We start from the raw sequence: 26,461 nt of genomic DNA on the forward strand, positions 1-26,461 counted from the left end.
CCTCAGCGCTCGGGCGCCCACTCGCGGAAGAAGCGGATGCGCTCCTCGTCCGCCGGGTGGCTGGCCAACGCGATCGGCAGCACGCCGTCGGCGTCGCGGTCCTGGTTTTTTCGCGCGGTGGCCAGGCGCTCGAACAGCGAGACCATCACGGCCGGCGACAGGCCCGCGCGGTCCAGCCGCTCGGCCGCGTAGGCGTCGGCGCGGCGCTCCACGTCGCGCGAGTAAGACTGGGTCAGCAGCGCCGCCGGCACGCTGGCGATGAAGCCGCTGGCGTCGCCGAAGACCACGCCCACGATGGCGCTCAGCAGGCTGGCGCGCACCAGCATGTCCAGGCCGTCGCGGTGGCGCACGTGGCCCAGCTCGTGCGCCAGCACGCCGGTCAGCGCGTCGGGCCGGTCGTGCAGCAGCTCGACCAGTTGGTCGGTCACGACCATCTGTCCGCCCGGCAGGGCCAGGGCGTTGGGGCCCAACTCGGGCGCATGCCGGAACGACAGGCGCCAGGCGGGCGCGTCGCCCTCGGGGTGGGCGCGCTCGACGAAGGCCCGCCAGCGCCGCTCGATCGCCTGGCGCCGCGCCTCGTCCAGGCGCGTGGGCTTGAGCAGCGCGCGGTCGAGCTGGGCCAGGCCGTCGCGCCCGATGCGCTCGTCCAGCGACAGCGGCAGGCGCTGCGCGACGAACTGGCTGGCCACGGGCACGCCCCAGAACCAGCTCGCCAGCAGCACCGCGACGGCGCCCACCACCGCCGCGGCGGTGGCGCGCCAGCTCTGCTGCCAGCCCACCACCCAGGACTCGCGCAGGCCCTGGGCGGCCCACCAGGCGTCCCAGCCGCCGGCGTCGGCGTGCTGGATCAGGCCGCCGTCGGGCAATTCGGTCTGGCGCTGGCCGTGTGTGCGGCGCTCGGGCCAGCGCACCTCGCGCAGGAGGTAGCGCCGCGGCGGCTCGGCGCGCTCGGCGTCCAGCGGCTCCAGCACCAGCTCATCGCCCTCGACGCGCAGCTGCACCGCGCGCCCGCGCGGGCTGCGGCCATCGAACCAGCGCGTGGGCAGCGGCTCACCCATGCCCGCTCACAACCCCATGTCGATGCCGAAGAAGTCGCCCGCGGCGTCGCCCAGCGGGCCGACGTCGCGCCGCTGCGCGTGCGCCAGCCAGTCGTTCACCGAGCCCTTGACCTGCAGCGCCATGGCCTCCAGCCGGGCGCGCGCCAGGCGCACCTGGGCGAAAGGCCAATACAGACCCAAGGTCAGCGCGATCAGCAGCCAGTTCACCGCCGTCACGCGCGCCAGCGCGCCAAAGCCCAGCCCGCTGCGAAAGCGCGTGTTGCGGCTGCGGGTGTTCTGCCACACCAGGTTCTGCAGCGCGGCGGTGTAGTGGGTCACCACCAGCATGGGAAACAGCAGATAGCCCAGCGCGACGGCGCCGCTCAGCATCAGCACGCCAGCCGCCGTGCGCCCCGCCAAGCCCACGCCCAGCGCCGCGATGGCGCCCACGATCAGCACCACCAGCAGCATCACGCCGCCGGTGCGCAAGCCAAGCCCGTAGAACTGGCGCACACCGGCGCGCAGCTCGGTGCGCTCGCCAGCAAAGCGGTAGCCGCCGTGCTGGTACTGCTTGATGCGCGCCAGACACCAGGGCATGACCAGCGCGAACAGCGCCATCACGCCCAGGAACAGCAGGCCCATGCGCCGCCGCTCCTCGGGCGAGGCGCCCTCGCCGGGTGCCAGGTCGGGCGCGCTCAGGCCCAGGGCCACGAAACCCAGCACGGGCAGCAGCAGCGGCGCGAAGGCCAGGTAGGCGCCCTTGAGGTCGCCCTCGAAGCTCAGGCGCACACCGCGCCAGCTGGTGTTGCGCAGGCGAAACTGCAGCGAGGCCCGCCACAACGCCGGCCACAGCAGGGCGAACACCAGGAAGATGGCGCCGGCCACCAGCGGCGCCGTTTCCGAGGTGACGCCATAGGCCAGGCCGAACAGCGCCACCACCAGGTAGCCGCGGAACATCTTCCAGGGGTTGGCGTGAAAACCCAGCGGGTCGTCGCCCACCAGGGTGTTGTTCTGGAAATACGCGATGCGCCGCGCCCGCGCGAAGGGCCAATACAGCGTGAACGTCACCAGGACCAACAACAGGTTCACGATCCAGATGCGGAAGTACTCGCTGCCTGAGCCGGTGAACCGGATCGGCAGCGTCTGCACCGGGGGCCGCGCATCCGGTGCGCCCGGCGCCTCACCCAGCCTATCGATGTTGTTCATCTTGCCTCCCTCCTGTTAGCAGGCCGGCGGATGCTAGCACCGGCCGGCCAAGGCCATGCAGCGCAGGCATGGAGCCATCCTCAGCCCGCCTTGGACAAGCGCCGGGGCGCTGCGTACAGTGTTTGGCGCCGTGGCCCCGCAGCGGCCATGCCCCATCGAAGGACCCACCATGTCGTCGCCCACCCCTCCCTCCGTGCTGACCCAGGCCCTGCCCTCCTACCTCGACCCCCACCACCTCGGCCCCTGGGGCATCTACCTCCAGCAGGTCGATCGCGTCGCGCCCTACCTGGGCAAGCTGGGGCGCTGGGTCGACACCCTCAAGCGGCCCAAGCGCACCCTCATCGTGGACGTGCCCATCCATCTGGACAACGGCACCGTGGCCCACTTCGAGGGCTACCGCGTGCAGCACAACACCAGCCGCGGGCCCGGCAAGGGCGGCGTGCGCTTCCACCAGGACGTGACCCTGTCCGAGGTGATGGCCCTGGCGGCCTGGATGTCCATCAAGAACGCCGCAGTGAACGTGCCCTACGGCGGCGCCAAGGGCGGCATCCGGGTCGACCCGAAGCTGCTCACGCGCGGCGAACTCGAGCGCGTGACGCGCCGCTACACCAGCGAGATCGGCATCATCATCGGCCCGACCAAGGACATCCCCGCGCCCGACGTGAACACCAATGAGCAGGTCATGGCCTGGATGATGGACACGTACTCCATGAACGAGGGCGCCACCGCCACCGGCGTGGTCACCGGCAAACCGGTCGACCTGGGCGGCTCGCTCGGCCGGCGCGAGGCCACCGGCCGCGGCGTGTACACCGTCGGCATCGAGGCCGCGCGCCGCATCGGCCTGGACGTGACCCGCTCGCGCGTGGCCGTGCAGGGCTTCGGCAACGTGGGTGGCGTGGCCGGCAAGCTGTTCGCCGAGGCCGGCGCCCGCGTGGTGGCCGTGCAGGACCATGGCGGCACGGTCTACAGCGAGGCCGGGCTGAACGTGCCCGCCCTGCTCGACCACGTGGGCCGCCACGGCTCCGTGGCGGGCTTCGCGGGTGGACAGGTCATCCCCAACGAGGACTTCTGGGGCGTGCCTTGCGACATCCTCATCCCCGCCGCGCTCGAAGGCCAGATCACCGACAAGAACGCCGGCCGCATCCAGGCCCGCATGGTGATCGAAGGCGCCAACGGCCCCACCACCCCGCAAGCCGATGACATCCTGCACGACCGCGGCGTGCTCGTGCTGCCCGACGTGATCGCCAACGCCGGCGGCGTGACGGTGAGCTACTTCGAGTGGGTGCAGGACTTCTCCAGCTTCTTCTGGACCGAGGACGAGATCAACGCCCGCCTGGTGAAGATCATGAAGGACGCCTTCTCGGCCGTGTGGCAGGTGTCGGAGGACCACAAGGTCAGCCTGCGCACCGCCACCTTCATCATCGCCTGCCAGCGCATCCTGCACGCGCGCGATCTGCGCGGCTTGTATCCCTGACTCCCCCTGCGCCGCTGCGCGGCTTCCCCCTTCTCTGGCGCGCCTGCGGCGCTTGGAGGGGGGACGATGCCAGTGGCCCGGCAAAGCCGGTTCCACGGCATCTCTGGCGTTGCGCACGCGCTCCGGGTAGGAAGCTGCGCAGCGGCCGGAGGGAGAATTCCTGCTATTGCAGGGTGTCCTTCACCGCCGGCAGCAGGGGCAGGGGCATCACCTCCACGCCTTCTTCCAGCAGCTCCAGGGCCACGGCCGCGCTGGTCTGGCCGCGGATGTTGCGGCGCTCGATCTCGCCGTGGTGCATGGCGCGGGCCTGCTCGGCGAACCGCTCGCCCACGTCTTCGGTGTTGACCATGATCTCGCGCATGGCCTTGAGCATGCGCGCCTGCAGCTCGGCCAATTCGGCCTGTGCGGGGTGGTTGCTGAGCGTGAGGCCTTCGGGGCCATGGGCCGCGCCCTGTGGCTCGCGGCCCGCGCGCAGGTTCAGGCGCGGCGCCGAGAGTTTTTTCTCCACGCGCTGATCCCCGCACAGCGGGCAGCTCACCAGCCCGCGCTCCAGCTGCTGGTGGAAATCGTCTTCGGAGCCGAACCAGCCCTCGAACACGTGCTGGTGGGCGCATTGCAGATCGAGCACCTTCATGGCGCGCAATTATCCTGCCAGTCCAAGACCCATTGGCCACTGAGCACATTCTGCAGCCACAGCATGCCCACCAGGGTCTTGCTGTCGATGACCCGGCCGTCGCGGCACCAGGCCTGGAGTTCGGCCGGCGTGGCGGTGAAGACGTCCAGCGCCTCGCCGTCGTCGAGCGCGCGCTCGCCCAGGCTCAGGCCGCGCGCGAACCAGACGTCGATGACCTCGTCGGAGTACGCGATGGTGGGCGCCAGGCGGCCCGCGAAGGCCCATTGCCGGGCCGCGTAGCCGGTCTCCTCGCGCAGCTCGCGCCGCGCGCAGGCCAGGCTGCCCTCGCCGGCGTCGAGCTTGCCAGCGGGAAACTCCACCATGACGGCCCCCATGGGGTGGCGGTACTGGCGCTCCAGCACCACGCGGCCATCCTCCAGCAAAGGGACCACCATCACCGCGCCCGGGTGCAGCACGAATTCGCGCGTGGCCTCGGCGCCCGTGGGCAGGCGCACGGTGTCGCGCACCACGTGCAGGAAGTGGCCACGCAGCAGCTCGGCGCGCGCCAGCGGCGCTTCGGTCAGGTGAGGCTCAGCCACCGCGGCGTTTGTAGAGGTAGCGGTACACGAAGCCCGGGAAGGCCAGCGTGAGGAACAGGCTTGCCGTGGTGGCGTAGAACTCCCAGCCCTGCGGGTAGATCTGGCCCACGCGCTGCTCCAGGGCCAGGCCCAGGGCCCCGACGGCGAAGTACAGCAGCACGAGTTCGAGCAGGCGCAGCCACAGCGTCTTGGGCTTCGCGCGCGGCAGCACCGCGAGCCAGCGGTTGTTGACGAAGGGCAGGTTCGCGGCCACCAGGGCGGCCGCCAGCACCAGCCAGATCAGAGCGGTTTGGTTCATGGCGACGGTGTGAGCGGTCCGGCGCGGGAGGGTTCCCCGCGCCGCGGCCTCAGGCGAACAGGGCCGCCACCGCCTGCGCGCACAGGGCCATGAGGCCGCCCGGCACGATGCCCAGAATCAGCACCAGCGCGCCGTTCACCGACAGCACCGAGCGCACGTCCAGGCCGGCCTCGATGGGCGCGCTTTGCGTGGGCGCGTCGAAGTACATCACCTTGACCAGGCGCAGGTAGTAGAAGGCGCCGATCAGCGACATCACCACCGCGAACACGGCCAGGCCGACGTGGAAGGTGCTGGGCGAGGCCAGCAGCGCCTGCAGCACCGAGAGCTTGGCGTAGAAGCCCACCAGCGGCGGCACGCCCGCCAGCGAGAACATGCAGGCCGCCATGACGCCTGCGTACAGGGGGCTGCGCTGGTTCAGGCCAGCCAGGTCCTGGATGGTGTCGGACTCGAAGCCCGCGCGCGAGAGCAGGATGATCACGCCGAAGGTGCCCAGCGTGGTGAGCACGTAGGTCACCACGTAGAACATGGACGAGCTGTAGGCGTTGGCCATGTTGCTGCCATCGCCGCCGGACACGCCGGCCATCAGGCCCAGCATGAGGAAGCCCATTTGCGCAATGGTGGAGAAGGCCAGCATGCGCTTGAGGTTGGTCTGCGCGATGGCGGCCAGGTTGCCCACCAGCAGCGAGAGCACGGCCAGCACGGCCAGCATCTGCTGCCAGTCCACGGCCAGCGGCTGCAGGCCTTCGACGAGCAGGCGGATCACGATGGCGAAGGCGGCCAGCTTGGGCGCGCCGCCGATGAGCAGCGTGATGGACGTGGGAGCGCCGTGGTACACGTCGGGCACCCACATGTGGAACGGCGCCACGCCCAGCTTGAAGGCCAGGCCCGCGACCACGAACACCAGGCCCAGCACCAGCACCTGGACAGAGCCCTTGAGCGTGGCCTCGCCGCCGGCGATGGACGCCATCACCTGGCCGATGTCGAGCGAGCCCGTGGCGCCATAGACCATGGACAGGCCGTAGAGCAGGAAGCCACTGGCCAGCGCGCCCAGCACGAAGTACTTCATGGCGGCTTCGGTCGCGGCGGTGTCGTCGCGGCGCAGCGCCACCAGCGCGTAGCTGGAGAGCGTGAGCAGTTCCAGGCCCAGGTAGATCACCAGGAAGTTGTGGCCCGAGATCATGACGAACATGCCCAGCAGCGCGAACAGGCTCAGGCTGAACAGCTCGCCGCCACGCAGCATGTCGCGCGCGCCGGCGTAGGCGCGGCCGTAGACCAAGGTGGCCATCAGGGCGATGGTGGCGAAGCACTTGAGCCAGTTGCCCATGGGGTCGCTGACGATCATGCCGCCGAAGCCCTCGATGGTGCTGCCCGAGGCGCCGGCCATGCCGAGGAACACCGCGACGACGGCCAGGGTGAGCAGGGTCAGCGCGTAGGTGCTGCCGCGCAGCGGCGTCTTGACCGCGAGGTCGGCCAGCGCGATGACGCAGGTCATCACCGCCAACAGAATTTCCGGGTAGGCCGCGACCCAGCTGAGTTTGTCGATCATGGGGCTGTTCTCGCTCGGTCTATTCTTGTCAGTTCAGCTTGGAGTTCGCCACGTGGCGCAGCAGCTCGGCCACGGCCGGGTCCATCACGTCGGTGAAGGGCTTGGGGTACACGCCCATGGCGAGCACGGCGATGGCCAGCAAGGCCATCACCAGGAATTCGCGCGCATTGATGTCGCTCAGGCCACGCACCTCGTCGTTGCCCGGCTCGCCCAGGTAGACGCGCTTGAACATCCACAGCGAGTAGGCGGCGCCGAAGATCAGGGCGGTGGCGGCCAGCAGTCCGATCCAGAAGTTGGCCTTGACGGCGGCGATGATCACCATCCATTCGCCCACGAAGCCGGCCGTGCCGGGCAGGCCCGCGTTGGCCATGGTGAACAGCAGCGCGAAGGCGGCGAAGCGCGGCATGGTGTTGACCACGCCGCCGTAGTCGGCGATCTCGCGCGAGTGCACCCGGTCGTACAGCACGCCGATGGCCAGGAACATGGCCGCCGACACGAAGCCGTGCGACACCATCTGCACCAGGCCACCGCTCATGCCCAGGTCACTGAAGATGAAGAAGCCCAGCGTGACGAAGCCCATGTGCGCCACGGACGAGTAGGCCACCAGCTTCTTCATGTCCTGCTGGACCATGGCCACCAGGCCGACGTAGATCACCGCGATCAGCGACAGCGCGATCATCAGCCAGGCCCATTCGTGCGAGGCGTCGGGCAGGATGGGCAGCGAGAAGCGCAGGAAGCCGTAGGCGCCCAGCTTGAGCATGATGGCCGCCAGCACGGCGGAGCCACCGGTGGGCGCCTCCACGTGCACGTCGGGCAGCCAGGTGTGCACCGGCCACATGGGCACCTTCACCGCGAAGGCCGCGAAGAAGGCGAAGAACAGCAGGGTCTGCGCGGTGCCGCCGATGGGCAGGCGGTACCAGTCGCTGAGCGCGAAGCTGCCACCCGACTGCACGTACAGGTAGATCAGCGCGATCAGCATGAGCAGCGAGCCCAGCAGCGTGTAGAGGAAGAACTTGAAGGCCGCGTAGATCTTGTTGGGGCCGCCCCAGATGCCGATGATGAGGTACATCGGGATCAGCGTGGCCTCGAAGAACACGTAGAACAGCATCGCGTCCTGCGCGCTGAACACGCCGATCATGAAGCCCGAGAGGATCAGGAAGGCGCCCATGTACTGGTTCACGCGCTCGGTGATCACCTCCCAGCCCGCGATCACCACGATGACGGTGGTGAAGGCCGTGAGCAGCACCAGCCACAGCGAGATGCCGTCCACGCCCAGGTGGTAGTGGACGTTGAAGCCCTCGATCCAGACGGTCTTCTCGACGAACTGCAGGGCCGCGCTGCCGACCTCGAAGCCGGTGTACAGCGGCACGGTGACGGCCAGGCCCGCGAGCGCGCCCAGGAGCGCAACCCAGCGGACCACGCCCGCGTGCTGATCGCGCCCCAGCGCGAGCAGCACGACGCCCACGAGGATCGGCGTCCAGATGGCAAGGCTCAGCAAACCCATGGTCTTTTCTTTCTTCGTTGTCTTATTTCGCGAGCCAGACGAAGTACGTCATGAACAGCATCACCCCCACGAGCATCACCAGCGCGTAGTGGTAGAGGTAGCCGGTCTGCGCGCGGCGCACCACGGCGGCGATGGCGCCGACGATCTTCCAGCTGGCGTTCACCACGCCGCCTTCGATGACGCCACGGTCCCCGCCCTTCCACAGGCCCACGCCCAGGCCGCGCGCGGCGCGGGCCAGCACGTTCTCGTTGAACCAGTCCATGTAGTACTTGTTCTCGAGGATGACCACGATGGGCCGCAGCGCGCGCGCGATGGCCGCGGGCACGGCCGGGTTGATCAGGTAGCAGTACCAGGCGCTCACGGCACCGGCCAGCGCCAGGTACAGCGGCGCCGTGCTGAAGGCGTGCGTGGCCATGGCCCAGGCGCCGTGGAACTCTTCGGCGAAGGTCTTCAGCGCGGGGTGCGCGTCGGCGTTGACGGTAATGGCATCGCGGAAGAAGTCGCCGATGACCATGGGCTCGATCGTGAAGTAGCCGATCACCACGGACGGAATGGCCAGCAGCACCAGAGGCAGGGTCACCACCCAGGGCGACTCGTGCGGCTTGCCGTCGCCGTGGCCATGCCCGTGATCGCCGTGGTGATCGTCATGGTGCGCGTCGGGGTTCTGGTCGTAGCGCTCCTGGCCGTGGAAGACCAGGAAGTACAGGCGGAACGAATAGAACGAGGTCACGAACACGCCCGCCAGCACCGCGAAGTGGGCGAACCCGGCGGCCGGCAGGTTGCTGAAGTGCACCGCCTCGATGATCGAGTCCTTGGAGTAGAAGCCCGAGAACAGCGGCGTGCCGATCAGCGCCAGCGTGCCGATCAGCGAGGTGAGCCAGGTGATGGGCATGTACTTGCGCACGCCGCCCATCCAACGGATGTCCTGGTTGTGGTGCAGGCCCATGATGACCGAGCCAGCCGCGAGGAACAGCAGGGCCTTGAAGAAGGCGTGCGTCATCAGGTGGAAGACCGCGACCGAGTAGGCCGAGGCGCCGAGCGCCACCGTCATGTAGCCCAGCTGCGACAGCGTGGAGTAGGCCACCACGCGCTTGATGTCGTTCTGGATGATGCCCAGGAAGCCCATGAACAGCGCGGTGATGGCGCCGATGACCATGACGAAGTTGAGCGCCGTGTCGGACAGCTCGTACAGCGGGCTCATGCGCGCGACCATGAAGATGCCGGCCGTCACCATGGTGGCGGCGTGGATCAGCGCGGAGATCGGCGTGGGGCCTTCCATGGAGTCGGGCAGCCACACGTGCAGCGGGAACTGCGCGCTCTTGCCCATGGCGCCGATGAACAGGCAGATGCAGATGACGGTGATCAGCATCCAGTCGGTGCCCGGGAAGCCCAGGGCGCCGAGTTCACCCGCTTTGGCGAAGATCTCGCTGTAGTTCATGGTGCCGGCGTAGGCCACGATCAGGCCGATGCCGAGGATGAAGCCGAAGTCGCCCACCCGGTTGACCAGGAAGGCCTTCATATTGGCGAAGATCGCCGAGGGCTTGTTGAACCAGAAGCCGATCAGCAGGTAGGACACGAGACCCACCGCCTCCCAGCCGAAGAACAGCTGCAGCAGGTTGTTGCTCATGACCAGCATGAGCATGGAGAAGGTGAACAGCGAGATGTAAGCGAAGAAGCGGTTGTAGCCGTCGTCGTCTGCCATGTAGCCGATGGTGTAGAGGTGCACCATGAGCGAGACGAAGGTGACCACCACCATCATCATCGCGGTCAGGCCGTCGACCAGGAAGCCGATCTCCATCTTCAGCCCGCCGATGACCATCCATTCGTAGATGGTCTGGTTGAAGCGGGCGCCGTCGATCACGTCGGCCAGCGTCATGACCGACAGGATGAAGGCGACCAGCACACCCAGGATGGTGGCGCCGTGCGAGGCGCGCCGGCCGATGACGTTGCCACCGAAGGCAGTGCCCAGGATGCCGGCCACCAGCGAGCCCACCAGGGGCGCCAGCGGCACGGCGAGCAGCGTGGAGGCGGATAGCGTGTTGCTCATGTTCCGGTCAGCCCTTGAGCGTGTTGAGTTCTTCGACGCTGATCGACGACTTGTTGCGGAACAGCAGCACGAGGATGGCGAGGCCGATGGCCGACTCGGCGGCCGCCACGGTGAGGATGAAGAACACGAACACCTGGCCGTGCAGGTCGCCCAGGTAGTGCGAGAAGGCCACGAAGTTCATGTTGACCGCGAGCAGCATGAGCTCGATGGCCATGAGCAGCACGATCAGGTTCTTGCGGTTGAGGAAGATGCCGACGACGGAGATCGCGAACAGGATCGCGCCGACCGACAGGAAATGACCCAGCGTGAGGCCGCTCATTTGAAATCCTCCGCGCAGTGCGCTACGGTGCGAGCCCCTTCGGGCGGCCGGGCGTGGCTCATGCCTTGCCCTCCTCGGTGTTGGGGGTGGCGGCCACGGGCGCCGGCTTGGCCGCCGCCATGGGCACGACCACCAGGCGGTCGCGGGCGCGCACGTGGACCTGGTCACCCGGGTTGATGGCCTTGCTGTCCTTGCGCTTGCGCAGCGTCAGCGCGATGGCCGCGACCATGGCCACGAGCAGGATGAAGCCCGCGACCTGGATGGGATAGAGGTAGGCCGAATACAGCAGCTTGCCGAGTTCGCCCGTGTTCGACACGTTGGCGGGCACGGTAGCGGCGGTGGTGGCGATGGAGGGGAAGCCCACCCACAGCACGGCGATCAGCTCGCCAGCCACCACGGCGCCGAGGATGGCCGCCAGCGGGAAGTGGTGCCAGAAGCCGCGGCGCAGCGACTCGATGTTGATGTCCAGCATCATCACCACGAACAGGAACAGCACCATGACAGCGCCGAGGTAGACCAGCACCAGCGTGATGCCCAGGAACTCGGCCTTGAGCAGCAGCCACAGCGCGGCCGCCTGCGAGAAGGAGAGCATCAGGTACAGCACCGCGTGCACGGCGTTGCGCGAGGTGACCACGCGAAAGGCCGCGAACAGCAGCACCGCCGCGAAGAGGTAGAAGAAACCGGTGGTGAAGTCCATGGGATCTCTGGATGGGCTCGGTCGCGCCGCGCTCAGCGGTACTTGGCGTCGGCGGCCTTGGCCGCGGCGATCTGGGGTTCGTAGCGGTCACCCACCGCGAGCAGCATTTCCTTGGTGAAGTACAGGTCGCCGCGCTTTTCGCCGTGGTATTCGAAGATGTGCGTCTCGACGATCGAGTCGACCGGGCAGCTCTCTTCGCAGAAGCCGCAGAAGATGCACTTGGTGAGGTCGATGTCGTAGCGCGTGGTGCGGCGCGTGCCGTCGGCACGCACATCGCTTTCGATGGTGATGGCGACGGCGGGGCACACGGCCTCGCAGAGCTTGCAGGCGATGCAGCGCTCCTCGCCGTTCTCGTAGCGGCGCAGCGCGTGCAGGCCGCGGAAGCGCGGCGACAGCGGCGTCTTCTCCTCGGGGAACTGCACCGTGACCTTGCGGCGGAAGGCGTAACGGCCGGTCAGGGCCATGCCCTTGGCCAGTTCGACGAGCATGAAGCTCTTGAAGAAGTCGCGGAAACTGAAGGGCGCGACGGCGGTGGTGGTACTCATGCTTGTGCCCTCCTCACTGCCAGATGTTCCAGCGCGTCTGCATGAGCGCACCCACGAGCAGCAGCCACACCAGCGTGACGGGGATGAAGATCTTCCAGCCCAGACGCATGATCTGGTCGTAGCGGAAGCGGGGGAAGGTGGCGCGGATCCAGATGAACATGGACACCACCACGAAGGTCTTGAGGCCCAGCCAGATCCAGCCCGGCACCCAGTTGAAAATGGCGCTGTCGATGGGGGGCAGCCAGCCGCCCAGGAACATCAACACGGCCAGGATGGACACCAGCCACATGCTGGCGTATTCGGCGAGGAAGAAGATCGCGAAACCCATGCCCGAGTACTCGACCATGTGGCCGGCCACGATCTCGGCCTCGCCCTCGACCACGTCGAAGGGGTGGCGGTTGGTTTCGGCCACGCCCGAGATCACGTAAACCACGAAGATGGGCAGCAGCGGCAGCCAGTTCCAGGACAGGAAGTTCAGGCCCATGCCGGCGCCCATGCCGCGGGCCTGCGAGTTCACGATCTCGGCCAGGTTCAGGCTGCCGGCGGTCATCACCACCACCAGGAAGCAGAAGCCGATGGCGATCTCGTAGCTCACCATCTGGGCCGAGGCGCGCAGCGCGCCCAGGAAGGCGTACTTCGAGTTCGAGGCCCAGCCCGCGATGATCACGCCGTAGACCTCGATGGAGGTGATGGCCAGGATGACCAGCAGGCCGGCGTTGACGTTGGCCAGCACGGCCTCGGGGCCGAAGGGAATGGCCACCCAGGCGGCCAGGGCCGGCATGATGGCCATGACCGGGCCGAGGCGGAACAGGCCGTTGCTCGCCGCGCTGGGGCGGATCAGCTCCTTGGTCAGCAGCTTCAGCGCGTCGGCGATGGGCTGCAGCAGGCCGAAGGGGCCCACGCGGTTGGGGCCGTGGCGCACCTGCATCCAGCCCAGCAGCTTGCGCTCCCAGAGCGTGAGGTAGGCCACCGCGCCCATCAGCGGCGCCAGCACCGCGACGATCTTGATGAGGGCCCAGAGCACGGGCCAGGCCGCCGCGGTCCACCACGCGGCGTTGATGAGGCCCAGGCCGCCGTTGTACATCGCGTCGATCACGCTGCCACCCCTTCTTCTGCGCGCGCGCGGCGGGCATCGGCCGTGAGCTGCAGCGACGGAGCGCGGCGCACCAGGGCGTCGAGTTGGTAGATGCTGGCCACGCAGGGCGGGGCCGCCGCAGGCGTGGTGTCGATGGTCGTGCCAGGGGCCTGGTTGTTCAGGCGCTCGGCCGCCACCAAGGCGCCCGACTCGACACCCGGCAGCGCGCGCGCGAGCACGGCCTGCGAGGAATCGGCGTCGAAGCCCGGCAGCTCGAGCAGGTTGCCCAGCACGCGCAGCACCTTCCAGGCCGGACGGGTGTCGCCCAGGGGGCGCACCACGGCGTGGAAGCTCTGCAGGCGGCCTTCGGCGTTGACGAAGCTGCCGGAGGTTTCGGTGAACGGTGCGATCGGCAGCAGCACGTCGCTCACGTCCAGGTTGGTCTTGAAGGGGCTCAGGGTCACGACCATGTCGGTGTTCGCCAGGCCCTGGAGCCCGGGGGCCGTGTCCTCGGCTTCCACGTTGAGCAGCAGCGCGGCCTTGAGCGCCCCGCCGAGCATGCGGCCGGCGTGCAGGCCGCCCTGCCCCGGCACGGCGCCCACGAGCTGCGCGCCCACGGTGTTGGCCGCCTCGGTGAGGTAGCCCACGCTGGCGCCGGTGTGCTGGGCGATGAACTGGGCCAGGGCCAGCAGGCTGGTGGCCTGAGCGTGGTGCGCGGCGGCGTTGCCGAGCAGCACCGCCTTGTGCTCGCCGCCCAGCAGGGAGGCCGCGATGGCGCGCTGAGCGTCGGTCGCCTCGACCGGCACCGGAGCGGACACGCCCTTCTCGGCGGCCACCGCGGCGGCCACGCCGGCCAGGGCCGATACCCAGGCCGCACTGTCGCTGAGCAGCGTGTGCTTGACGTTCATGGCCCACTGGGGCACGGCCTCGACCAGCGCGCTCAGTTGCGCGCCGCGGCGCACGGCCTGGCGGATGCGCTGCGCAAACAGCGGGTGGTCTTTGCGCAGGTTCGAGCCCACGACCAACACACGCTGCAGCGTGGAGAGTTCGGCGATGGGCCGGCCCAGCCAGCGCGCCTGGCCCTGGGGCGCCACGGCGCCGGGGTCGGCCGCGCGCAGGCGGCTGTCGATGTTCTCGCTGCCCAGGCCGCGCACCAGGGCGCCGGCCAGGGCCAGCTCTTCCACGGTGGCGTGCGGGCTGGCCAGCAGGCCGATGGCGCCGGCGCCGTGCGCGGCCTTGACCTGCCGCAGCCCATTGGCGACGTACTCCAGCGCGGTCTGCCAGTCCACGGTCTTCCACTCACCGCCCTGCTTGAGCATGGGCTGGGTGAGGCGGTCCGCGCCATTGAGCGCTTCGTAGGAGAAGCGGTCGCGGTCGGCGATCCAGCACTCGTTGACCGCTTCGTTCTCGAGCGGCACCACGCGCATCACCTGGTGGTTCTTGACCTGCACCACGAGGTTGGCGCCGGTGGAGTCGTGCGGGCTCACGCTCTTGCGGCGCGAGAGTTCCCAGGTGCGCGCGCTGTAGCGGAAGGGCTTGCTGGTGAGCGCGCCCACAGGGCAGATGTCGATCATGTTGCCCGAGAGCTCGGAGTCGACCGACTGGCCCACGAAGGTCTCGATCTCGGCGTGCTCGCCGCGGTGGCTCATGCCGAGCTCCATGACGCCCGCGATCTCCTGGCCGAAGCGCACGCAGCGCGTGCAGTGGATGCAGCGGCTCATCTCCTCCATGGAGATCAGCGGCCCCACGTTCTTGTGGAAGACCACGCGCTTTTCTTCCTGGTAGCGCGAGCCGGAGCCGCCGTAGCCCACGGCCAGGTCCTGCAGCTGGCATTCGCCGCCCTGGTCGCAGATGGGGCAGTCGAGCGGGTGGTTGATGAGCAGGAACTCCATCACCGACTTCTGGGCCTTGACGGCCTTGTCGCTCTGGGTGCGCACGATCATGCCCTGCGTGACGGGCGTGGCGCAGGCCGGCATGGCCTTGGGCGCTTTCTCCACGTCGACCAGGCACATGCGGCAGTTGGCCGCAATGGACAGCTTCTTGTGGTAGCAGAAGTGGGGGATGTAGGTGCCCGCCTTCTCGGCCGCATGCATGACCATGCTGCCCGGAGGCACTTCGACCTTCTTGCCGTCGAGTTCGATTTCAACCATGGGGATGTCCGTGTTCCTCGTGCTCTCAGGCCGTGGCCGCCTTGTTGCCCGTTTCGGCCTGCGCGGCGTTGATCTTGGCCTCGAACTCGTGGCGGAAGTGCTTGATCATGGCGCGCACCGGCATGGCCGCCGCGTCGCCGAGCGCGCAGATGGTGCGGCCCATGATGTTCTCGGCCACGTTGTCGAGCAGGGCCATGTCCTCGGGCCGGCCCAGGCCGCGGTCAATGCGATCGACCATGCGCCAGAGCCAGCCGGTGCCTTCGCGGCAGGGCGTGCACTGGCCGCAGCTCTCGTGCATGTAGAAGTACGACAGGCGCTTGAGCGACTCGACCATGTCGCGCGAGTCGTCCATCACGATGACGGCGCCCGAGCCCAGCATGGAGCCGGCCTTGGCGATGGAGTCGTAGTCCATCGTGCACTCCATCATGATGTGCGCCGGCAACACCGGGGCCGAGGAGCCGCCGGGGATCACGGCCTTGAGCGTGCGGCCCTTGCGCACGCCGCCGGCGAGTTCGAGCAGCTTGCTGAAGGGCGTGCCCAGCGGGATCTCGAAGTTGCCGGGCATCTCGACGTCGCCGCTGACCGAGAAGATCTTGGTGCCGCCGTTGTTGGGTTTGCCGATTTCCAGATAGGCCTGGCCACCGTTGCGGATGATCCAGGGCACCGCGGCGAAGGTCTCGGTGTTGTTGATGGTGGTGGGCTTGCCGTAGAGGCCGAAGCTGGCCGGGAACGGCGGCTTGAAGCGCGGCTGGCCCTTCTTGCCTTCCAGCGATTCGAGCAGCGCGGTTTCCTCGCCGCAGATGTAGGCGCCGAAGCCGTGGTGGCCGTGCAGCTGGAAGCTGAAGCCCGAGCCGAGGATGTTGTCGCCCAGCAGGCCGGCCGCCCTCGCCTCTTCCAGCGCGGCCTCGAAGCGCTCGTACACCTCGAAGATCTCGCCGTGGATGTAGTTGTAGCCCACGCTGATGCCCATGGCGTACGCCGCGATCGCCATGCCTTCGATGACGATGTGCGGGTTGTACATGAGGATGTCGCGGTCCTTGCAGGTGCCCGGCTCGCCTTCGTCGGAGTTACAGACCAGGTACTTCTGCCCCGGGAACTGGCGCGGCATGAAGCTCCACTTGAGGCCGCTGGGGAAACCGGCGCCCCCGCGGCCGCGCAGGGCCGATTCCTTGACGGTGGCGATCACCTGGTCGGGCGTGAGGCCTTCGCCGCCGTCCTTGCCCAGGATCTTGCGCAGGGCCTGGTAGCCGCCGCGCGCCTCGTAGTCCTTGAGGGACCAGTTCTTGCCGTCCAGGTCCGCGTAGATCTGCGGGCTGATGTGGCGGCCATGGAAGCAGGTCTGCACGCCGGTGGCGGCGAACTGACCGATGATCTGTTGGGCGTTCATCAGGACTGGCCCTCCGCGGCGCGCAGGCCATCGACGAGCTGGTCGAGCTTGTCGTGGCTCATGAAGCTGCACATGTGGCGGTCGTTCACCAGCATCACGGGTGCGTCGGCGCAGGCGCCCAGGCACTCGCTCTGCTGCAGCGTGAACAGGCCGTCGGGCGTGGTCTCGCCCATTTCGATGCCCAGCTTCTGCTCGAGGTGGTGCAGCGCCTTCTGGCCATCGCGCAGCTGGCACGGCAGGTTGGTGCAGACGTTGAGCTTGAACTTGCCCACCGGCCGCTGGTTGTACATGTTGTAGAAGGTCGTGACCTCGTGCACCGCGATCGGCTCGACGCCGATGTAAGCGGCCAACGCGGCCTCTGCCTCGGTGCTGACCCAGCCCTGCTCCTGCTGGATGATGGACAGGCAGGCCATGACGGCCGAAATGCGCTGCTCGGCCGGGTACTTGGCGACCTCGCGGTCGAAGCGCGCGATGGTCGCGGCGGAGAATTGCACGGGGGTGCTCATCGGTCGATCTCCCCGAAAACGATGTCCATGGTGCCGATGATGGCGACTGCGTCGGCCAGCATGTGGCCACGCGCCATCTCGTCGAGCGTGGCGAGGTGCGCGAAACCGGGCGCGCGGATCTTCAGCCGGTAGGGCTTGTTGGCGCCGTCGCTCACGAGGTAGATGCCGAACTCGCCCTTGGGGTGCTCGACGGCGGCGTAGGCCTCGCCCTCGGGCACGTGGAAACCTTCGGTGAAGAGCTTGAAGTGGTGGATCAGCTCTTCCATGTTGGCCTTCATGGCCTCGCGCGCGGGCGGCGCCACCTTGTGGTTGTCGGTGATCACCGGGCCCGGGTTGGCGCGCAGCCAGGCCACGCACTGCTGGATGATGCGGTTGGACTGCTTCATCTCCTCCATGCGGACGAGGTAGCGGTCATAGGTGTCGCCGGTCTTGCCGACCGGGATGTCGAAGTCCAGGCGGTCGTACACCTCGTAGGGCTGCTTCTTGCGCAGGTCCCAGGCGATGCCAGAGCCGCGCAGCATGGGGCCGGTCATGCCCAGGTTGAGCGCGCGCTCGGGCGGCACCACGCCAATGCCCACGGTGCGCTGCTTCCAGATGCGGTTGTCGGTGAGCAGCGTGTGGTACTCGTCGAGGTAAACCGGGAAGCGCCGGGTGAAGTCGTCGATGAAGTCGAGCAGCGAGCCCTGGCGGTTCTTGTTCAGCTCGTCCACGCCGCGCTGGTTGCGCACCTTGCTCGCCTGGTACTGCGGCATGCTGTCGGGCAGGTCGCGGTAGACGCCGCCGGGACGGAAGTAGGCCGCGTGCATGCGCGCGCCCGACACCGCCTCGTACATGTCGAACAGGTCCTCGCGCTCGCGGAAGGCGTAGATGAGGATGGTGGAACTGCCGCAGTCGTTGCCGTGCGAGCCCAGCCACATCAGGTGGTTGAGCAGGCGGGTGATCTCGCTGAACATCACGCGGATGTATTGCGCGCGGATCGGCACCTCGATGCCCAGCAGCTTCTCGATGGCCAGGCAGTAAGCGTGCTCGTTGCACATCATGGACACGTAGTCGAGACGGTCCATGTAGGGCAGCGACTGGATGAAGGTCTTGTGCTCGGCCAGCTTCTCGGTCGCACGGTGCAGCAGCCCGATGTGCGGGTCGGCGCGCTGCACGACCTCGCCGTCGAGCTCCAGCACCAGGCGCAGTACGCCGTGCGCGGCCGGGTGCTGCGGGCCGAAGTTCAGGGTGTAGTTCTTGATCTCTGCCATGTCGGTTCGTCCTGCGCCTTCAGTGCAGGCCGCCGTAGTTGTCCTCGCGGATCACGCGCGGCGTGATTTCGCGGGGTTCGATGGTCACCGGCTCATAGATGACGCGCTGGCGCTCGGCGTCGTAGCGCATCTCGACGTGGCCCGAGAGCGGGAAGTCCTTGCGGAACGGGTGGCCGATGAAGCCGTAATCGGTGAGGATGCGGCGCAGGTCGTCGTGGCCATCGAAGACGATGCCGTAGAGGTCGAAGGCCTCGCGCTCGTACCAGTTGGCGCTGTTCCACAGGCCGTTGACCGAGGGCAGCACGGGGAAGTCATCGTCGGCGCAGAACGCGCGCACGCGCACGCGCTGGTTCAGGCTTACCGACAGCAGGTGAGAGACGGCCGCAAAGCGCGGGCCTTCCCAGCGGCCGTCGCCGTAGGTGGAGTAGTCCATGCCGCAAAGGTCGATGAGCTGCTCGAAGCGGGCCTGGGGCGCGTCGCGCAAGGTCTGCATGACCTCGAGGTAGGCGGTGGCGTCGACCGTGACCGTGACCTCGCCGCGTTCCAGGTCGACCGCGCGCACGCGGCCAGCGAGCAGTTCCTGGAGGCTGGCCTGCAGGGTCTCGGGCGCGACCAGGTGGTGGTTGGATGCGTCGCTCATGTCGTGGGGCTCGGTGGTGTTCTGTGACTCAGGCGCGGGCAATGGTCTGCGTGCGCCGGATCTTCTGCTGCAACTGGATGATTCCGTACAGCAGCGCCTCGGCGGTGGGCGGGCAGCCGGGCACGTAGACGTCGACCGGCACGATGCGGTCGCAGCCGCGCACGACCGAGTAGCTGTAGTGGTAGTAGCCGCCGCCGTTGGCGCAGGAGCCCATGGACAGCACCCAGCGCGGCTCGGCCATCTGGTCGTAGACCTTGCGAAGCGCCGGCGCCATCTTGTTGCACAGCGTGCCGGCCACGATCATGAGGTCGGACTGGCGCGGGCTGGCGCGAAAGACCTCGGAGCCGAAGCGCCCGATGTCGTAGCGCGCGGCGGCCGCATGCATCATCTCCACCGCGCAGCAGGCCAGACCAAAGGTCATGGGCCACAGCGAACCGGTTTTGGCCCAGTTCACCACCGCGTCGTAGCTGGTGGTGACGAAGCCTTCCTTGAAGACACCTTCAATCATGTGCTGCTCCGAAGCGCCCGCGCAGCGGGGGTGAACTCACTCCCAGTCCAGGGCGCCCTTTTTCCATTCGTAGGCGAAACCCACCGTGAGGATGGCCAGGAACACCACGCCGGCGACGAAGCCCGTCATGCCGATGTCGGAGAAGGCCACGGCCCAGGGGATGAGGAACGCGATTTCGAGGTCGAACAAGATGAAGAGGATGGCCACCAGGTAGTAGCGCACATCGAACTTCATCCGCGCGTCTTCGAAGGCCTCGAAGCCGCATTCGTAAGGGGAGTTCTTCTCGGCGTCCGGCAGGTTCGGGCCGAGGATGAAGCCGAGGACCTGGGGAATGATCCCGACCGCGATGCCCACGACGATGAACAGAAGCACGGGCAGGTACTGGTCAAGGCTCATGGTGGGGCGGTTCCGTGGACAGGGCCTGCTGGCCCTGCCTTCAACGATCTGGTGCCGACGGCGAGACTCGAACTCGCACAGCTTTCGCCACTACCCCCTCAAGATAGCGTGTCTACCAATTTCACCACGTCGGCTTGGGTCTGCGTTGTCGTGCTCATGAGGGACACTGAGCACTGCGGACAACTCATAGAGTTTACCCTGAATCGCCTCCCCAATCTGGGGAGCGGCCCATCCTTTTTTCATGGGCGTCCCCGAGGCGTCAGGCCCCGCCGTCGGCGGGGTTTCGCATCACTGCGCGGGAATCTGGCCCGCGCCCGTGGGCGCGGGTGCGGTGGCGGGCGCCGGGGCATTGCCCGGGGCTGCAGGCGCGGTGGGCGCGGCGGCGCCACCCGGGATCTGCTGCACCGGGCTCGCCGGTGCGGCGGGCGCGTTTTCGAGCACGCTGCCCGAGCTTGCCGGCGCGGCGCGCAGGTTGCCGAAATAGGCCAGGCCCAGCGTGCAGGCCAGGAACACGCCCGCCAGCACGGCCGTGGTGCGCGACAGGAAGTTCGCGCCGCCCGAGGCGCCGAACAGGCTGGCCGAGCCCGCGCCGCCGCCGCCGAAGGCGGCGCCCGCGTCGGCGCCTTTGCCGTGCTGCATGAGGATCAGGCCGATCATGCCGAGCGCAGCGAGGATCTGCACCACGAGCAGGAGGGTCAACAGGACGTTCATCAGGTTCTCCGTAAGGGTCGATCGGCGCCTTCGCGGCGCCATCGGTTCGATGCTGTGTTCAGTGGGCGGCGGCAATGATCTGCAAAAAATCGGGCGCCTTGAGCGAGGCCCCGCCGATCAGCCCGCCGTCGATGTCGGCCTGGGCCAGCAGGCTGGCGGCGTTGGCGGCGTTCATGCTGCCGCCGTAGAGGATGCGCACACGCTCCGCTTGGCCCGTGGCCGCGGCGAGCTGGGCGCGCAGCACGGCGTGCACCTGCTGGGCCTGCTCAGGCGTGGCCGTCTGGCCGGTGCCGATGGCCCACACGGGCTCGTAGGCCACCACGATTTCGCTGGTGCAGTGCGCCACGGCGTGGATCACAGCGGCCAGCTGGCGCTTGACCACGGCCTCGGTCTGCTCGGCCTCGCGCTCCACCAGGGTCTCGCCCACGCACACGATGGGCGTGAGGCCCGCGGCCAGCGCGCGCTGCGCCTTGGCGGCGACGGTGGCGTCGGTCTCGCCGTGGTACTGCCGGCGCTCGGAATGGCCCACGATGGCGTAGCGGCAGCCGAAGTCCTTGAGCATGGCGGCCGACACCTCGCCGGTGTAGGCGCCCTGCTCGTGCGCGGACAGGTCCTGCGCGCCCCAGCCGATCGGGCCGCCGGCCAGCAGGCCCTGCAGCTGCGCGAGATAGGGCGCGGGCGCGCAGACGGCCACGTCGGCCGAGGGCTGGCCGAGACCGGCCAGCAGCGCGCGCAGCAGCGCCTCGTTGGCGGCCAGGCCGCCGTTCATTTTCCAGTTGCCGGCGATGAGCTTTTTCTTCGTCATGACATCAGGCCCACTTCAGCACGAGTTTGCCGACGTGGCGGTTCGATTCCATGAGGGCGTGCGCCTCGGCCGCCTGCGCGGGGGCGAACACCTGGTGGATGACAGGCTTGATCGCGCCCGATTCGAGCAGCGGCCAGACGTGTTCCCTGAGCGAGCGCGCGATGGCGGCCTTGAAAGCCACCGGGCGCGGGCGCAGCGTGGAGCCCGTGACGGTGAGGCGGCGGCGCAGCACGAGGCCAGCGTTGAACTCGGCCTTGACGCCGCCCTGCACCGCGATGATGACCAGGCGGCCGTCCTCGGCCAGGCAATCGATCTCGCGCGCGACGTAGCCGCCCGCGACCATGTCGAGGATCACGTCGACGCCGCGGCCGCCGGTGACGTCGGCCACCGCGGCGACGAAGTCCTGCGTGCGGTAGTTGATGGCGTGGTCGGCACCGAGCGCCTGGCAGGCCGCGCACTTCTGATCGCTGCCGGCGGTGGCGATCACGGTCGCGCCGCGCGCCTTGGCCATCTGGATGGCGGTGACGCCGATGCCGCTGGTGCCACCCTGCACCAGCAGGGTTTCACCGGACTGCAGACGGCCGCGGTCGAAGACGTTGCTCCAGACGGTGAAGAAGGTTTCGGGCAGCGAAGCGGCGGCGACATCGTCCAGGCCACGCGGCACCGGCAGGCACTGGCCGACCGGCGCCACGCACCACTCGGCGTAGCCGCCGCCGGCCACCAGCGCGCAGACCCCGTCGCCGAGCTGGAGGCCAGCCTCGGCCAGCGCCGCGGCGTCACCCGACTCGATGGTGCCGGCCACCTCCAGTCCGGGGATGTCGGACGCGCCGGGCGGCACCGGGTAGTTGCCGGTGCGCTGCAGCACGTCGGGGCGGTTCACGCCCGAGGCCGCAACGCGGATCAGCAACTCGCCGGCGCCCGCGACGGGGCGCGGGCGCTCGGCCAGGCGCAGCACCTCGGGCCCGCCAAAGCCGTTGATCTCGACCGCTTGCATGCTCGACATCGCGCGCGGGTTACTGCTGCTGTTGCTGTTGCTGCGCGGCCTCGTCGACCGACGCCGCGGGGCGCTGGTCGCGGTGTTCACGCGGTTCGCGCGGCTCACGGTGCTCGCGCGGCTCGCGATCGCCACCGCCGCTGCGCTCCAGCAGCGCCTTCATCGACAGCTTGACGCGGCCCTTCTCGTCGGTCTCCAGCACCTTGACCTTGACGATCTGGCCTTCCTGCAGGTAGTCGCTGACCTTCTCCACGCGCTCGTGGGCGATCTGGCTGATGTGCAGCAGGCCGTCCTTGCCGGGCAGCAGGTTGACCAGGGCGCCGAAGTCCAGGATCTTGGTGACCGGGCCTTCGTAGACCTTGCCCACTTCCACCTCGGCCGTGATCTCGGCAATGCGGCGCTTGGCTTCCTCGGCGCGCGCGCCGTCGGTGGAGGCGATGGTGATGGTGCCGTCTTCGCCGATGTCGATCTGCGTGCCGGTCTCTTCGGTCAGCGCGCGGATGGTGGCGCCGCCCTTGCCGATCACGTCGCGGATCTTCTCGGGGTTGATCTTCATGGTGTAGAGGCGGGGCGCGAAGTCGCTGATCTCGGTCTTGGCCTCGCCCATGGCGGCCTGCATCTTGCCCAGGATGTGCATGCGCGCCTCTTTGGCCTGGGCCAGGGCGACCTGCATGATTTCCTTGGTGATGCCCTGGATCTTGATGTCCATCTGCAGGGCGGTGATGCCGTTGGTGGTGCCGGCCACCTTGAAGTCCATGTCGCCGAGGTGGTCCTCGTCGCCCAGGATGTCGGTCAGCACGGCGAAGCGGTTGCCGTCCTTGATCAGGCCCATGGCGATGCCGGCCACATGCGCCTTCATGGGCACGCCGGCGTCCATCAGCGCCAGGCAGCCGCCGCACACAGAGGCCATGGAAGACGAGCCGTTGGACTCGGTGATCTCGGACACCACGCGGATGGTGTAGGGGAAGTCTTCCTTGGTGGGCAGGCAGGCCACCAGGGCGCGCTTGGCCAGGCGGCCGTGGCCGATCTCGCGGCGCTTGGGGCTGCCCACGCGGCCGGTTTCGCCGGTGGCGAAGGGCGGCATGTTGTAGTGCAGCATGAAGCGGTCTTCGAACTCGCCGGCCAGCGCGTCGATCTTCTGGGCGTCGCGGTCGGTGCCCAGGGTGGCGACCACCAGGGCCTGCGTCTCGCCGCGCGTGAACAGCGCCGAGCCGTGGGTGCGCGGCAGCACACCATTGCGGATCTCGATGGGGCGCACGGTGCGGGTGTCGCGGCCGTCGATGCGGGGCTCGCCGGCCAGGATCTGGCCGCGCACGATGCCGGCCTCGATGTCGAACAGCAGGCCCTCGACCTTGACGCTGTCGAATTCGACGCCGGCGGCCTTCAGGCCGCTCATGACGGCGGCGTAGGCCTCGCGGCAGGCCTGGGTGCGGGCCTGCTTGTTGCGGATCTGGTAGGCCGCGCGCAGCTTGTCGCCGCCGAGTTCGTTCACCCGGGCGATCAGCGCCTCGTCGCGCGCCGGGGCCTGCCACTGCCACTCGGGCTTGCCGGCCTCGCGCACCAGTTCGTTGATGGCGTCGATGGCGATGTTGGCCTGCTCATGGCCGAACACCACGCCGCCCAGCATGATTTCTTCGGACAGCTGCAGGGCCTCGGACTCGACCATCAGCACCGCGGCCTGCGTACCGGCGACCACGAGGTCCATCTGCGAGTTCTGGCGCTCGGTCTGGCCCGGGTTGAGCACGTAGGCGCCGTTGACATAGCCCACGCGCGCGGCGCCGATGGGGCCGTTGAACGGGATGCCCGAAACCGACAGCGCGGCCGAGGTCGCGATCATCGCGGCGATGTCGGCGTCCACCTCGGGGTTGAGCGACAGCGTGTGGATGACCACCTGCACTTCGTTGAAGAAGCCCTCGGGGAACAGCGGGCGGATCGGGCGGTCGATCAGGCGGCTGGTCAGCGTTTCCAGCTCGCTCGGGCGGCCTTCGCGCTTGAAGAAGCTGCCGGGGATCTTGCCGGCGGCGTAGGTCTTCTCGATGTAGTCGACGGTCAGGGGGAAGAAGTCCTGGCCGGCCTTGGCCTCGCTCTTGGCGACCACGGTGGCCAGCACGACGGTGCCGTCCATGTCGAGCAGCACGGCGCCGCTGGCCTGGCGGGCGATCTCGCCCGTTTCCATGGTGACCGTGTGCTGGCCCCACTGGAAGGTCTTGGTGACTTTGTTGAACATGCTCATGGCGTATCTCCGTTGGCGTCCCGTTCATCGGGACTGCGTGGCGTGCAATGCCTTGCACGAACCCGGAGAACGCACCCGCCAGACGATGCCATTCCAGAGGGACTGCGCTGGCCGCAGCCCCGTTGGAATGACACAGCTTCGCTCGGTGTGTGAACTCCGGAGGGATGGAGCGGGGGCGCCAAACGCAAAAAGCCCGAGCCAGCGAACCAACTCAGGCTTTTCGATCGGGCACACCCGGCTCGGTTTACTTGCGCAGGCCCAGTTTCTGGATCAGGGCCAGGTAACGGTCGGCGTCCTTGGACTTGAGGTAGTCCAGCAGCTTGCGGCGACGGCTCACCATGCGCAGCAGGCCGCGGCGGCCGTGGTGGTCCTTGGCGTGCGTCTTGAAGTGCGGGGTGAGTTCGTTGATGCGGGCCGTCAGGATGGCGACCTGGACCTCGGGGCTGCCGGTGTCGTTGGCGGAACGGGCGTTGTCGGCGATGACGCCGGCCTTGACTTGCTGATCGATCATGTGAAGCTTTCCTGTTGACTTGCGTCCCGCTGCAGCGCGGGCCACCCGAAGGGATGGCCTGCCGCGACGGGCGTGAAGCCGCTCCAGCTGGAACGGCAACCGCGCATTCTAGCCGAATCGGCGCGCTGGCGGCCTAGCGGCGGGGCCGGTTGTCCGCCAGCCAGCCGTTCAGGCGCCGCACGCCCTCCTCCAGCCGCGACACGTCCCGGCTGGCGAAACACCAGCGCAGCCAGCCGGCCGCCTCCGGGGCGAAGGCGCTGCCCGGCGCCAGGCCCAGGCCGGCCTCGCGCACCAGGCGCTTGGCCACGTCCAGGCAGTCGGCCTGTCCAGGCAGGCGGAAGAAGGCGTACATGCCGGCGCGCGGCGTGGCCAGCTCCACCCCGGGCAGGGCCTGCAGCAGGGGCACCAGCGTGTCGCGGCAGCGGCGCAGGTGGGCCACCAGGGCGGGCGTCACGGCGTCGCCGTGGGCGATGGCGGCCACCGCCCCGCGCTGCACGAACACCGGCGCGCAGGAGGTGTTGAACTCGATCAGCTTGCCCACCGCTTCGGTCAGCGCGGGCGGCAGCACCAGCCAGCCCAGGCGCCAGCCGGTCATCAGGAAGCTCTTGGAGAAGCTGTGGGCGACGATGAGGCGGTCGTCGGGATCGGCCACGTCCAGGAAGCTGGGCGCCGCGCCATTGGCGGTGTCGGTCTCGAAATAGAGCCGCTCGTAGACCTCGTCGGCCACGATCCAGGTGCCGGTGGCGCGGCAGTGGGCCAGGATCTGGCGCTGCTGCTCGGCCGTGAGCGCGAAACCGGTGGGGTTGGCCGGGGCGTTGACGATGAGCACGCGCGTGGCCGGGGTGACGGCCTGTCGCAGGGCGTCGAGGTCCAGCGTCCAGGCGCCGCCGCGCGGCACCAGCGGCAGCGCCTTCACGCGCGCGCCCAGGATGAGCGGCTGGGCCGCCAGGTTGGGCCAGGCCGGCGTGACCACCGCCACCTCGTCGCCCGCGTCGACCAGGGTCTGCGCCGCCAGCATGAGACCGTTGACGCCGCCCGAGGTGACGGCGATGCGCCCGAACCAGTGGGCCGCGCCGCGGCCGGGGTGCAGGCGCTCGGTGTAGCCGGCGATGGCCTCGCGCAGCTCGGGCAGGCCCAGGTTGTGCGCGTAGAAGGTTTCGCCGGCCTGCAGCGAGGCGATCGCGGCCTGCCGGATGGGCTCGGGCGTGACCTCGTCGCTCTCGCCGAACCAGAACTTGAGCACGCCCTCGCGGCCGATGCCTTCGTTCGCCACCTCCCGAATGCGCGAACCCTCCAGGCCCGCCACCACGTCACGCATCAAGACACTCCAAAAAGAAACCCGCCGGCGACAGCGCCGTCCAGGGGTGCCGCGGAACCGGCTTTGCCAGGCCGCAGGCAGCGCCCCCTTAA

26 protein-coding genes and 1 tRNA gene are annotated in these 26,461 nt (G+C 68.6%); 1 reads left to right on the forward strand and 26 read right to left on the reverse strand.

Features of this window, described 5'->3' with window-relative positions; all coding sequences use genetic code 11:
• Nucleotides 1-2: 2 nt before the first annotated feature.
• Nucleotides 3-1,058, reverse strand: coding sequence for a M48 family metallopeptidase (locus JNX00_RS15070; protein ID WP_204742770.1), 1,056 nt, complete (start codon nucleotides 1,056-1,058; stop codon nucleotides 3-5).
• Between the two features lie 6 nt (nucleotides 1,059-1,064).
• On the reverse strand, nucleotides 1,065-2,243 hold the full coding sequence (locus JNX00_RS15075; RefSeq protein WP_070397654.1) for a YjgN family protein: 1,179 nt from the start codon (nucleotides 2,241-2,243) through the stop codon (nucleotides 1,065-1,067).
• Nucleotides 2,244-2,412: 169 nt separating this feature from the next.
• Here JNX00_RS15075 and JNX00_RS15080 point away from each other — a divergent pair, with 169 nt between their 5' ends.
• A complete protein-coding gene (locus JNX00_RS15080) occupies nucleotides 2,413-3,717 on the forward strand; it encodes a Glu/Leu/Phe/Val dehydrogenase (RefSeq protein WP_070397653.1) in 1,305 nt (434 codons plus the stop codon).
• Nucleotides 3,718-3,880: 163 nt separating this feature from the next.
• Here JNX00_RS15080 and JNX00_RS15085 read toward each other — a convergent pair whose 3' ends face one another.
• The 24 genes from JNX00_RS15085 to JNX00_RS15200 form a co-directional block, all read right to left on the reverse strand.
• Nucleotides 3,881-4,351, reverse strand: coding sequence for a DUF1178 family protein (locus JNX00_RS15085; RefSeq protein WP_070397652.1), 471 nt, complete (start codon nucleotides 4,349-4,351; stop codon nucleotides 3,881-3,883).
• Complete coding sequence (locus JNX00_RS15090) at nucleotides 4,348-4,929, reverse strand: NUDIX hydrolase (protein ID WP_204742771.1); 582 nt, start codon at nucleotides 4,927-4,929, stop codon at nucleotides 4,348-4,350. The genes JNX00_RS15085 and JNX00_RS15090 overlap by 4 nt, the downstream gene beginning before the upstream one ends.
• Nucleotides 4,922-5,227: a DUF2818 family protein gene (locus JNX00_RS15095; protein ID WP_070397650.1), complete on the reverse strand. Its 306-nt coding sequence runs from the start codon at nucleotides 5,225-5,227 to the stop codon at nucleotides 4,922-4,924. Before JNX00_RS15095 ends, JNX00_RS15090 begins: the two co-directional genes overlap by 8 nt.
• 49 nt (nucleotides 5,228-5,276) lie before the next feature.
• A complete protein-coding gene (nuoN, locus tag JNX00_RS15100; protein WP_204742772.1) occupies nucleotides 5,277-6,773 on the reverse strand; it encodes an NADH-quinone oxidoreductase subunit NuoN in 1,497 nt (498 codons plus the stop codon).
• Between the two features lie 28 nt (nucleotides 6,774-6,801).
• On the reverse strand, nucleotides 6,802-8,277 hold the full coding sequence (locus JNX00_RS15105; RefSeq protein WP_204742773.1) for an NADH-quinone oxidoreductase subunit M: 1,476 nt from the start codon (nucleotides 8,275-8,277) through the stop codon (nucleotides 6,802-6,804).
• A 22-nt stretch (nucleotides 8,278-8,299) separates the two neighbouring features.
• The gene (gene nuoL / locus JNX00_RS15110) at nucleotides 8,300-10,324 is read right to left on the reverse strand and encodes an NADH-quinone oxidoreductase subunit L (protein WP_204742774.1); all 2,025 of its coding nucleotides are present in this window, start codon (nucleotides 10,322-10,324) and stop codon (nucleotides 8,300-8,302) included.
• Nucleotides 10,325-10,331: 7 nt separating this feature from the next.
• Entirely contained in the window at nucleotides 10,332-10,643 is a 312-nt protein-coding gene (nuoK, locus tag JNX00_RS15115; protein WP_070397646.1) for an NADH-quinone oxidoreductase subunit NuoK, read from the reverse strand.
• 58 nt (nucleotides 10,644-10,701) lie between these two features.
• Nucleotides 10,702-11,340, reverse strand: a complete 639-nt coding sequence (locus tag JNX00_RS15120) for an NADH-quinone oxidoreductase subunit J (RefSeq protein WP_070397645.1) — start codon at nucleotides 11,338-11,340, stop codon at nucleotides 10,702-10,704.
• Nucleotides 11,341-11,372: 32 nt separating this feature from the next.
• Nucleotides 11,373-11,885, reverse strand: a complete 513-nt coding sequence (gene nuoI / locus JNX00_RS15125) for an NADH-quinone oxidoreductase subunit NuoI (RefSeq protein ID WP_070397644.1) — start codon at nucleotides 11,883-11,885, stop codon at nucleotides 11,373-11,375.
• A gap of 13 nt (nucleotides 11,886-11,898) precedes the next feature.
• A complete protein-coding gene (nuoH, locus tag JNX00_RS15130; protein WP_070397643.1) occupies nucleotides 11,899-12,981 on the reverse strand; it encodes an NADH-quinone oxidoreductase subunit NuoH in 1,083 nt (360 codons plus the stop codon).
• Nucleotides 12,978-15,110: an NADH-quinone oxidoreductase subunit NuoG gene (gene nuoG / locus JNX00_RS15135; RefSeq protein ID WP_204742775.1), complete on the reverse strand. Its 2,133-nt coding sequence runs from the start codon at nucleotides 15,108-15,110 to the stop codon at nucleotides 12,978-12,980. The genes nuoH and nuoG overlap by 4 nt, the downstream gene beginning before the upstream one ends.
• Nucleotides 15,111-15,135: 25 nt before the next feature.
• Complete coding sequence (gene nuoF / locus JNX00_RS15140; RefSeq protein ID WP_116960405.1) at nucleotides 15,136-16,497, reverse strand: NADH-quinone oxidoreductase subunit NuoF; 1,362 nt, start codon at nucleotides 16,495-16,497, stop codon at nucleotides 15,136-15,138.
• A complete protein-coding gene (nuoE, locus tag JNX00_RS15145; RefSeq protein WP_204742776.1) occupies nucleotides 16,497-17,003 on the reverse strand; it encodes an NADH-quinone oxidoreductase subunit NuoE in 507 nt (168 codons plus the stop codon). Before nuoE ends, nuoF begins: the two co-directional genes overlap by 1 nt.
• Nucleotides 17,000-18,253, reverse strand: coding sequence for an NADH-quinone oxidoreductase subunit D (locus tag JNX00_RS15150; RefSeq protein ID WP_070397639.1), 1,254 nt, complete (start codon nucleotides 18,251-18,253; stop codon nucleotides 17,000-17,002). Before JNX00_RS15150 ends, nuoE begins: the two co-directional genes overlap by 4 nt.
• Nucleotides 18,254-18,272: 19 nt before the next feature.
• Complete coding sequence (locus JNX00_RS15155) at nucleotides 18,273-18,893, reverse strand: NADH-quinone oxidoreductase subunit C (protein ID WP_204742777.1); 621 nt, start codon at nucleotides 18,891-18,893, stop codon at nucleotides 18,273-18,275.
• A gap of 28 nt (nucleotides 18,894-18,921) precedes the next feature.
• Complete coding sequence (locus tag JNX00_RS15160; protein WP_009520160.1) at nucleotides 18,922-19,401, reverse strand: NADH-quinone oxidoreductase subunit B; 480 nt, start codon at nucleotides 19,399-19,401, stop codon at nucleotides 18,922-18,924.
• Between the two features lie 36 nt (nucleotides 19,402-19,437).
• A complete protein-coding gene (locus tag JNX00_RS15165; RefSeq protein ID WP_070397638.1) occupies nucleotides 19,438-19,797 on the reverse strand; it encodes an NADH-quinone oxidoreductase subunit A in 360 nt (119 codons plus the stop codon).
• A gap of 49 nt (nucleotides 19,798-19,846) precedes the next feature.
• Nucleotides 19,847-19,931 (reverse strand) — tRNA-Leu (locus JNX00_RS15170).
• Between the two features lie 154 nt (nucleotides 19,932-20,085).
• Nucleotides 20,086-20,508, reverse strand: a complete 423-nt coding sequence (secG, locus tag JNX00_RS15175) for a preprotein translocase subunit SecG (protein ID WP_204742778.1) — start codon at nucleotides 20,506-20,508, stop codon at nucleotides 20,086-20,088.
• Nucleotides 20,509-20,566: 58 nt separating this feature from the next.
• Complete coding sequence (gene tpiA / locus JNX00_RS15180) at nucleotides 20,567-21,313, reverse strand: triose-phosphate isomerase (RefSeq protein ID WP_070397636.1); 747 nt, start codon at nucleotides 21,311-21,313, stop codon at nucleotides 20,567-20,569.
• A gap of 4 nt (nucleotides 21,314-21,317) precedes the next feature.
• Complete coding sequence (locus tag JNX00_RS15185) at nucleotides 21,318-22,307, reverse strand: NAD(P)H-quinone oxidoreductase (RefSeq protein ID WP_204745074.1); 990 nt, start codon at nucleotides 22,305-22,307, stop codon at nucleotides 21,318-21,320.
• Nucleotides 22,308-22,326: 19 nt separating this feature from the next.
• Complete coding sequence (gene pnp / locus JNX00_RS15190) at nucleotides 22,327-24,540, reverse strand: polyribonucleotide nucleotidyltransferase (protein ID WP_204742779.1); 2,214 nt, start codon at nucleotides 24,538-24,540, stop codon at nucleotides 22,327-22,329.
• A gap of 244 nt (nucleotides 24,541-24,784) precedes the next feature.
• A complete protein-coding gene (gene rpsO / locus JNX00_RS15195) occupies nucleotides 24,785-25,051 on the reverse strand; it encodes a 30S ribosomal protein S15 (RefSeq protein WP_070397633.1) in 267 nt (88 codons plus the stop codon).
• A 133-nt stretch (nucleotides 25,052-25,184) separates the two neighbouring features.
• Nucleotides 25,185-26,369, reverse strand: coding sequence for a pyridoxal phosphate-dependent aminotransferase (locus JNX00_RS15200; RefSeq protein WP_204742780.1), 1,185 nt, complete (start codon nucleotides 26,367-26,369; stop codon nucleotides 25,185-25,187).
• Between the last annotated feature and the right edge of the window lie 92 nt (nucleotides 26,370-26,461).

Origin of the sequence: Hydrogenophaga sp. YM1 (assembly GCF_016903055.1) — a bacterium.
Lineage (GTDB): Bacteria > Pseudomonadota > Gammaproteobacteria > Burkholderiales > Burkholderiaceae_C > Hydrogenophaga > Hydrogenophaga borbori.

Coding starts and splice junctions, on each gene's coding strand:
- JNX00_RS15070 (WP_204742770.1), bottom strand. CDS start 1,058: ATGGGTGAGCCGCTGCCCACGCGCTGGTTCGATGGCCGCAGCCCGCGC.
- JNX00_RS15075 (WP_070397654.1), bottom strand. CDS start 2,243: ATGAACAACATCGATAGGCTGGGTGAGGCGCCGGGCGCACCGGATGCG.
- JNX00_RS15080 (WP_070397653.1), top strand. CDS start 2,413: ATGTCGTCGCCCACCCCTCCCTCCGTGCTGACCCAGGCCCTGCCCTCC.
- JNX00_RS15085 (WP_070397652.1), bottom strand. CDS start 4,351: ATGAAGGTGCTCGATCTGCAATGCGCCCACCAGCACGTGTTCGAGGGC.
- JNX00_RS15095 (WP_070397650.1), bottom strand. CDS start 5,227: ATGAACCAAACCGCTCTGATCTGGCTGGTGCTGGCGGCCGCCCTGGTG.
- nuoN (WP_204742772.1), bottom strand. CDS start 6,773: ATGATCGACAAACTCAGCTGGGTCGCGGCCTACCCGGAAATTCTGTTG.
- JNX00_RS15105 (WP_204742773.1), bottom strand. CDS start 8,277: ATGGGTTTGCTGAGCCTTGCCATCTGGACGCCGATCCTCGTGGGCGTC.
- nuoL (WP_204742774.1), bottom strand. CDS start 10,324: ATGAGCAACACGCTATCCGCCTCCACGCTGCTCGCCGTGCCGCTGGCG.
- nuoK (WP_070397646.1), bottom strand. CDS start 10,643: ATGAGCGGCCTCACGCTGGGTCATTTCCTGTCGGTCGGCGCGATCCTG.
- JNX00_RS15120 (WP_070397645.1), bottom strand. CDS start 11,340: ATGGACTTCACCACCGGTTTCTTCTACCTCTTCGCGGCGGTGCTGCTG.
- nuoI (WP_070397644.1), bottom strand. CDS start 11,885: ATGAGTACCACCACCGCCGTCGCGCCCTTCAGTTTCCGCGACTTCTTC.
- nuoG (WP_204742775.1), bottom strand. CDS start 15,110: ATGGTTGAAATCGAACTCGACGGCAAGAAGGTCGAAGTGCCTCCGGGC.
- nuoF (WP_116960405.1), bottom strand. CDS start 16,497: ATGAACGCCCAACAGATCATCGGTCAGTTCGCCGCCACCGGCGTGCAG.
- nuoE (WP_204742776.1), bottom strand. CDS start 17,003: ATGAGCACCCCCGTGCAATTCTCCGCCGCGACCATCGCGCGCTTCGAC.
- JNX00_RS15150 (WP_070397639.1), bottom strand. CDS start 18,253: ATGGCAGAGATCAAGAACTACACCCTGAACTTCGGCCCGCAGCACCCG.
- JNX00_RS15155 (WP_204742777.1), bottom strand. CDS start 18,893: ATGAGCGACGCATCCAACCACCACCTGGTCGCGCCCGAGACCCTGCAG.
- JNX00_RS15160 (WP_009520160.1), bottom strand. CDS start 19,401: ATGATTGAAGGTGTCTTCAAGGAAGGCTTCGTCACCACCAGCTACGAC.
- JNX00_RS15165 (WP_070397638.1), bottom strand. CDS start 19,797: ATGAGCCTTGACCAGTACCTGCCCGTGCTTCTGTTCATCGTCGTGGGC.
- secG (WP_204742778.1), bottom strand. CDS start 20,508: ATGAACGTCCTGTTGACCCTCCTGCTCGTGGTGCAGATCCTCGCTGCG.
- tpiA (WP_070397636.1), bottom strand. CDS start 21,313: ATGACGAAGAAAAAGCTCATCGCCGGCAACTGGAAAATGAACGGCGGC.
- JNX00_RS15185 (WP_204745074.1), bottom strand. CDS start 22,307: ATGCAAGCGGTCGAGATCAACGGCTTTGGCGGGCCCGAGGTGCTGCGC.
- pnp (WP_204742779.1), bottom strand. CDS start 24,540: ATGAGCATGTTCAACAAAGTCACCAAGACCTTCCAGTGGGGCCAGCAC.
- rpsO (WP_070397633.1), bottom strand. CDS start 25,051: ATGATCGATCAGCAAGTCAAGGCCGGCGTCATCGCCGACAACGCCCGT.
- JNX00_RS15200 (WP_204742780.1), bottom strand. CDS start 26,369: ATGCGTGACGTGGTGGCGGGCCTGGAGGGTTCGCGCATTCGGGAGGTG.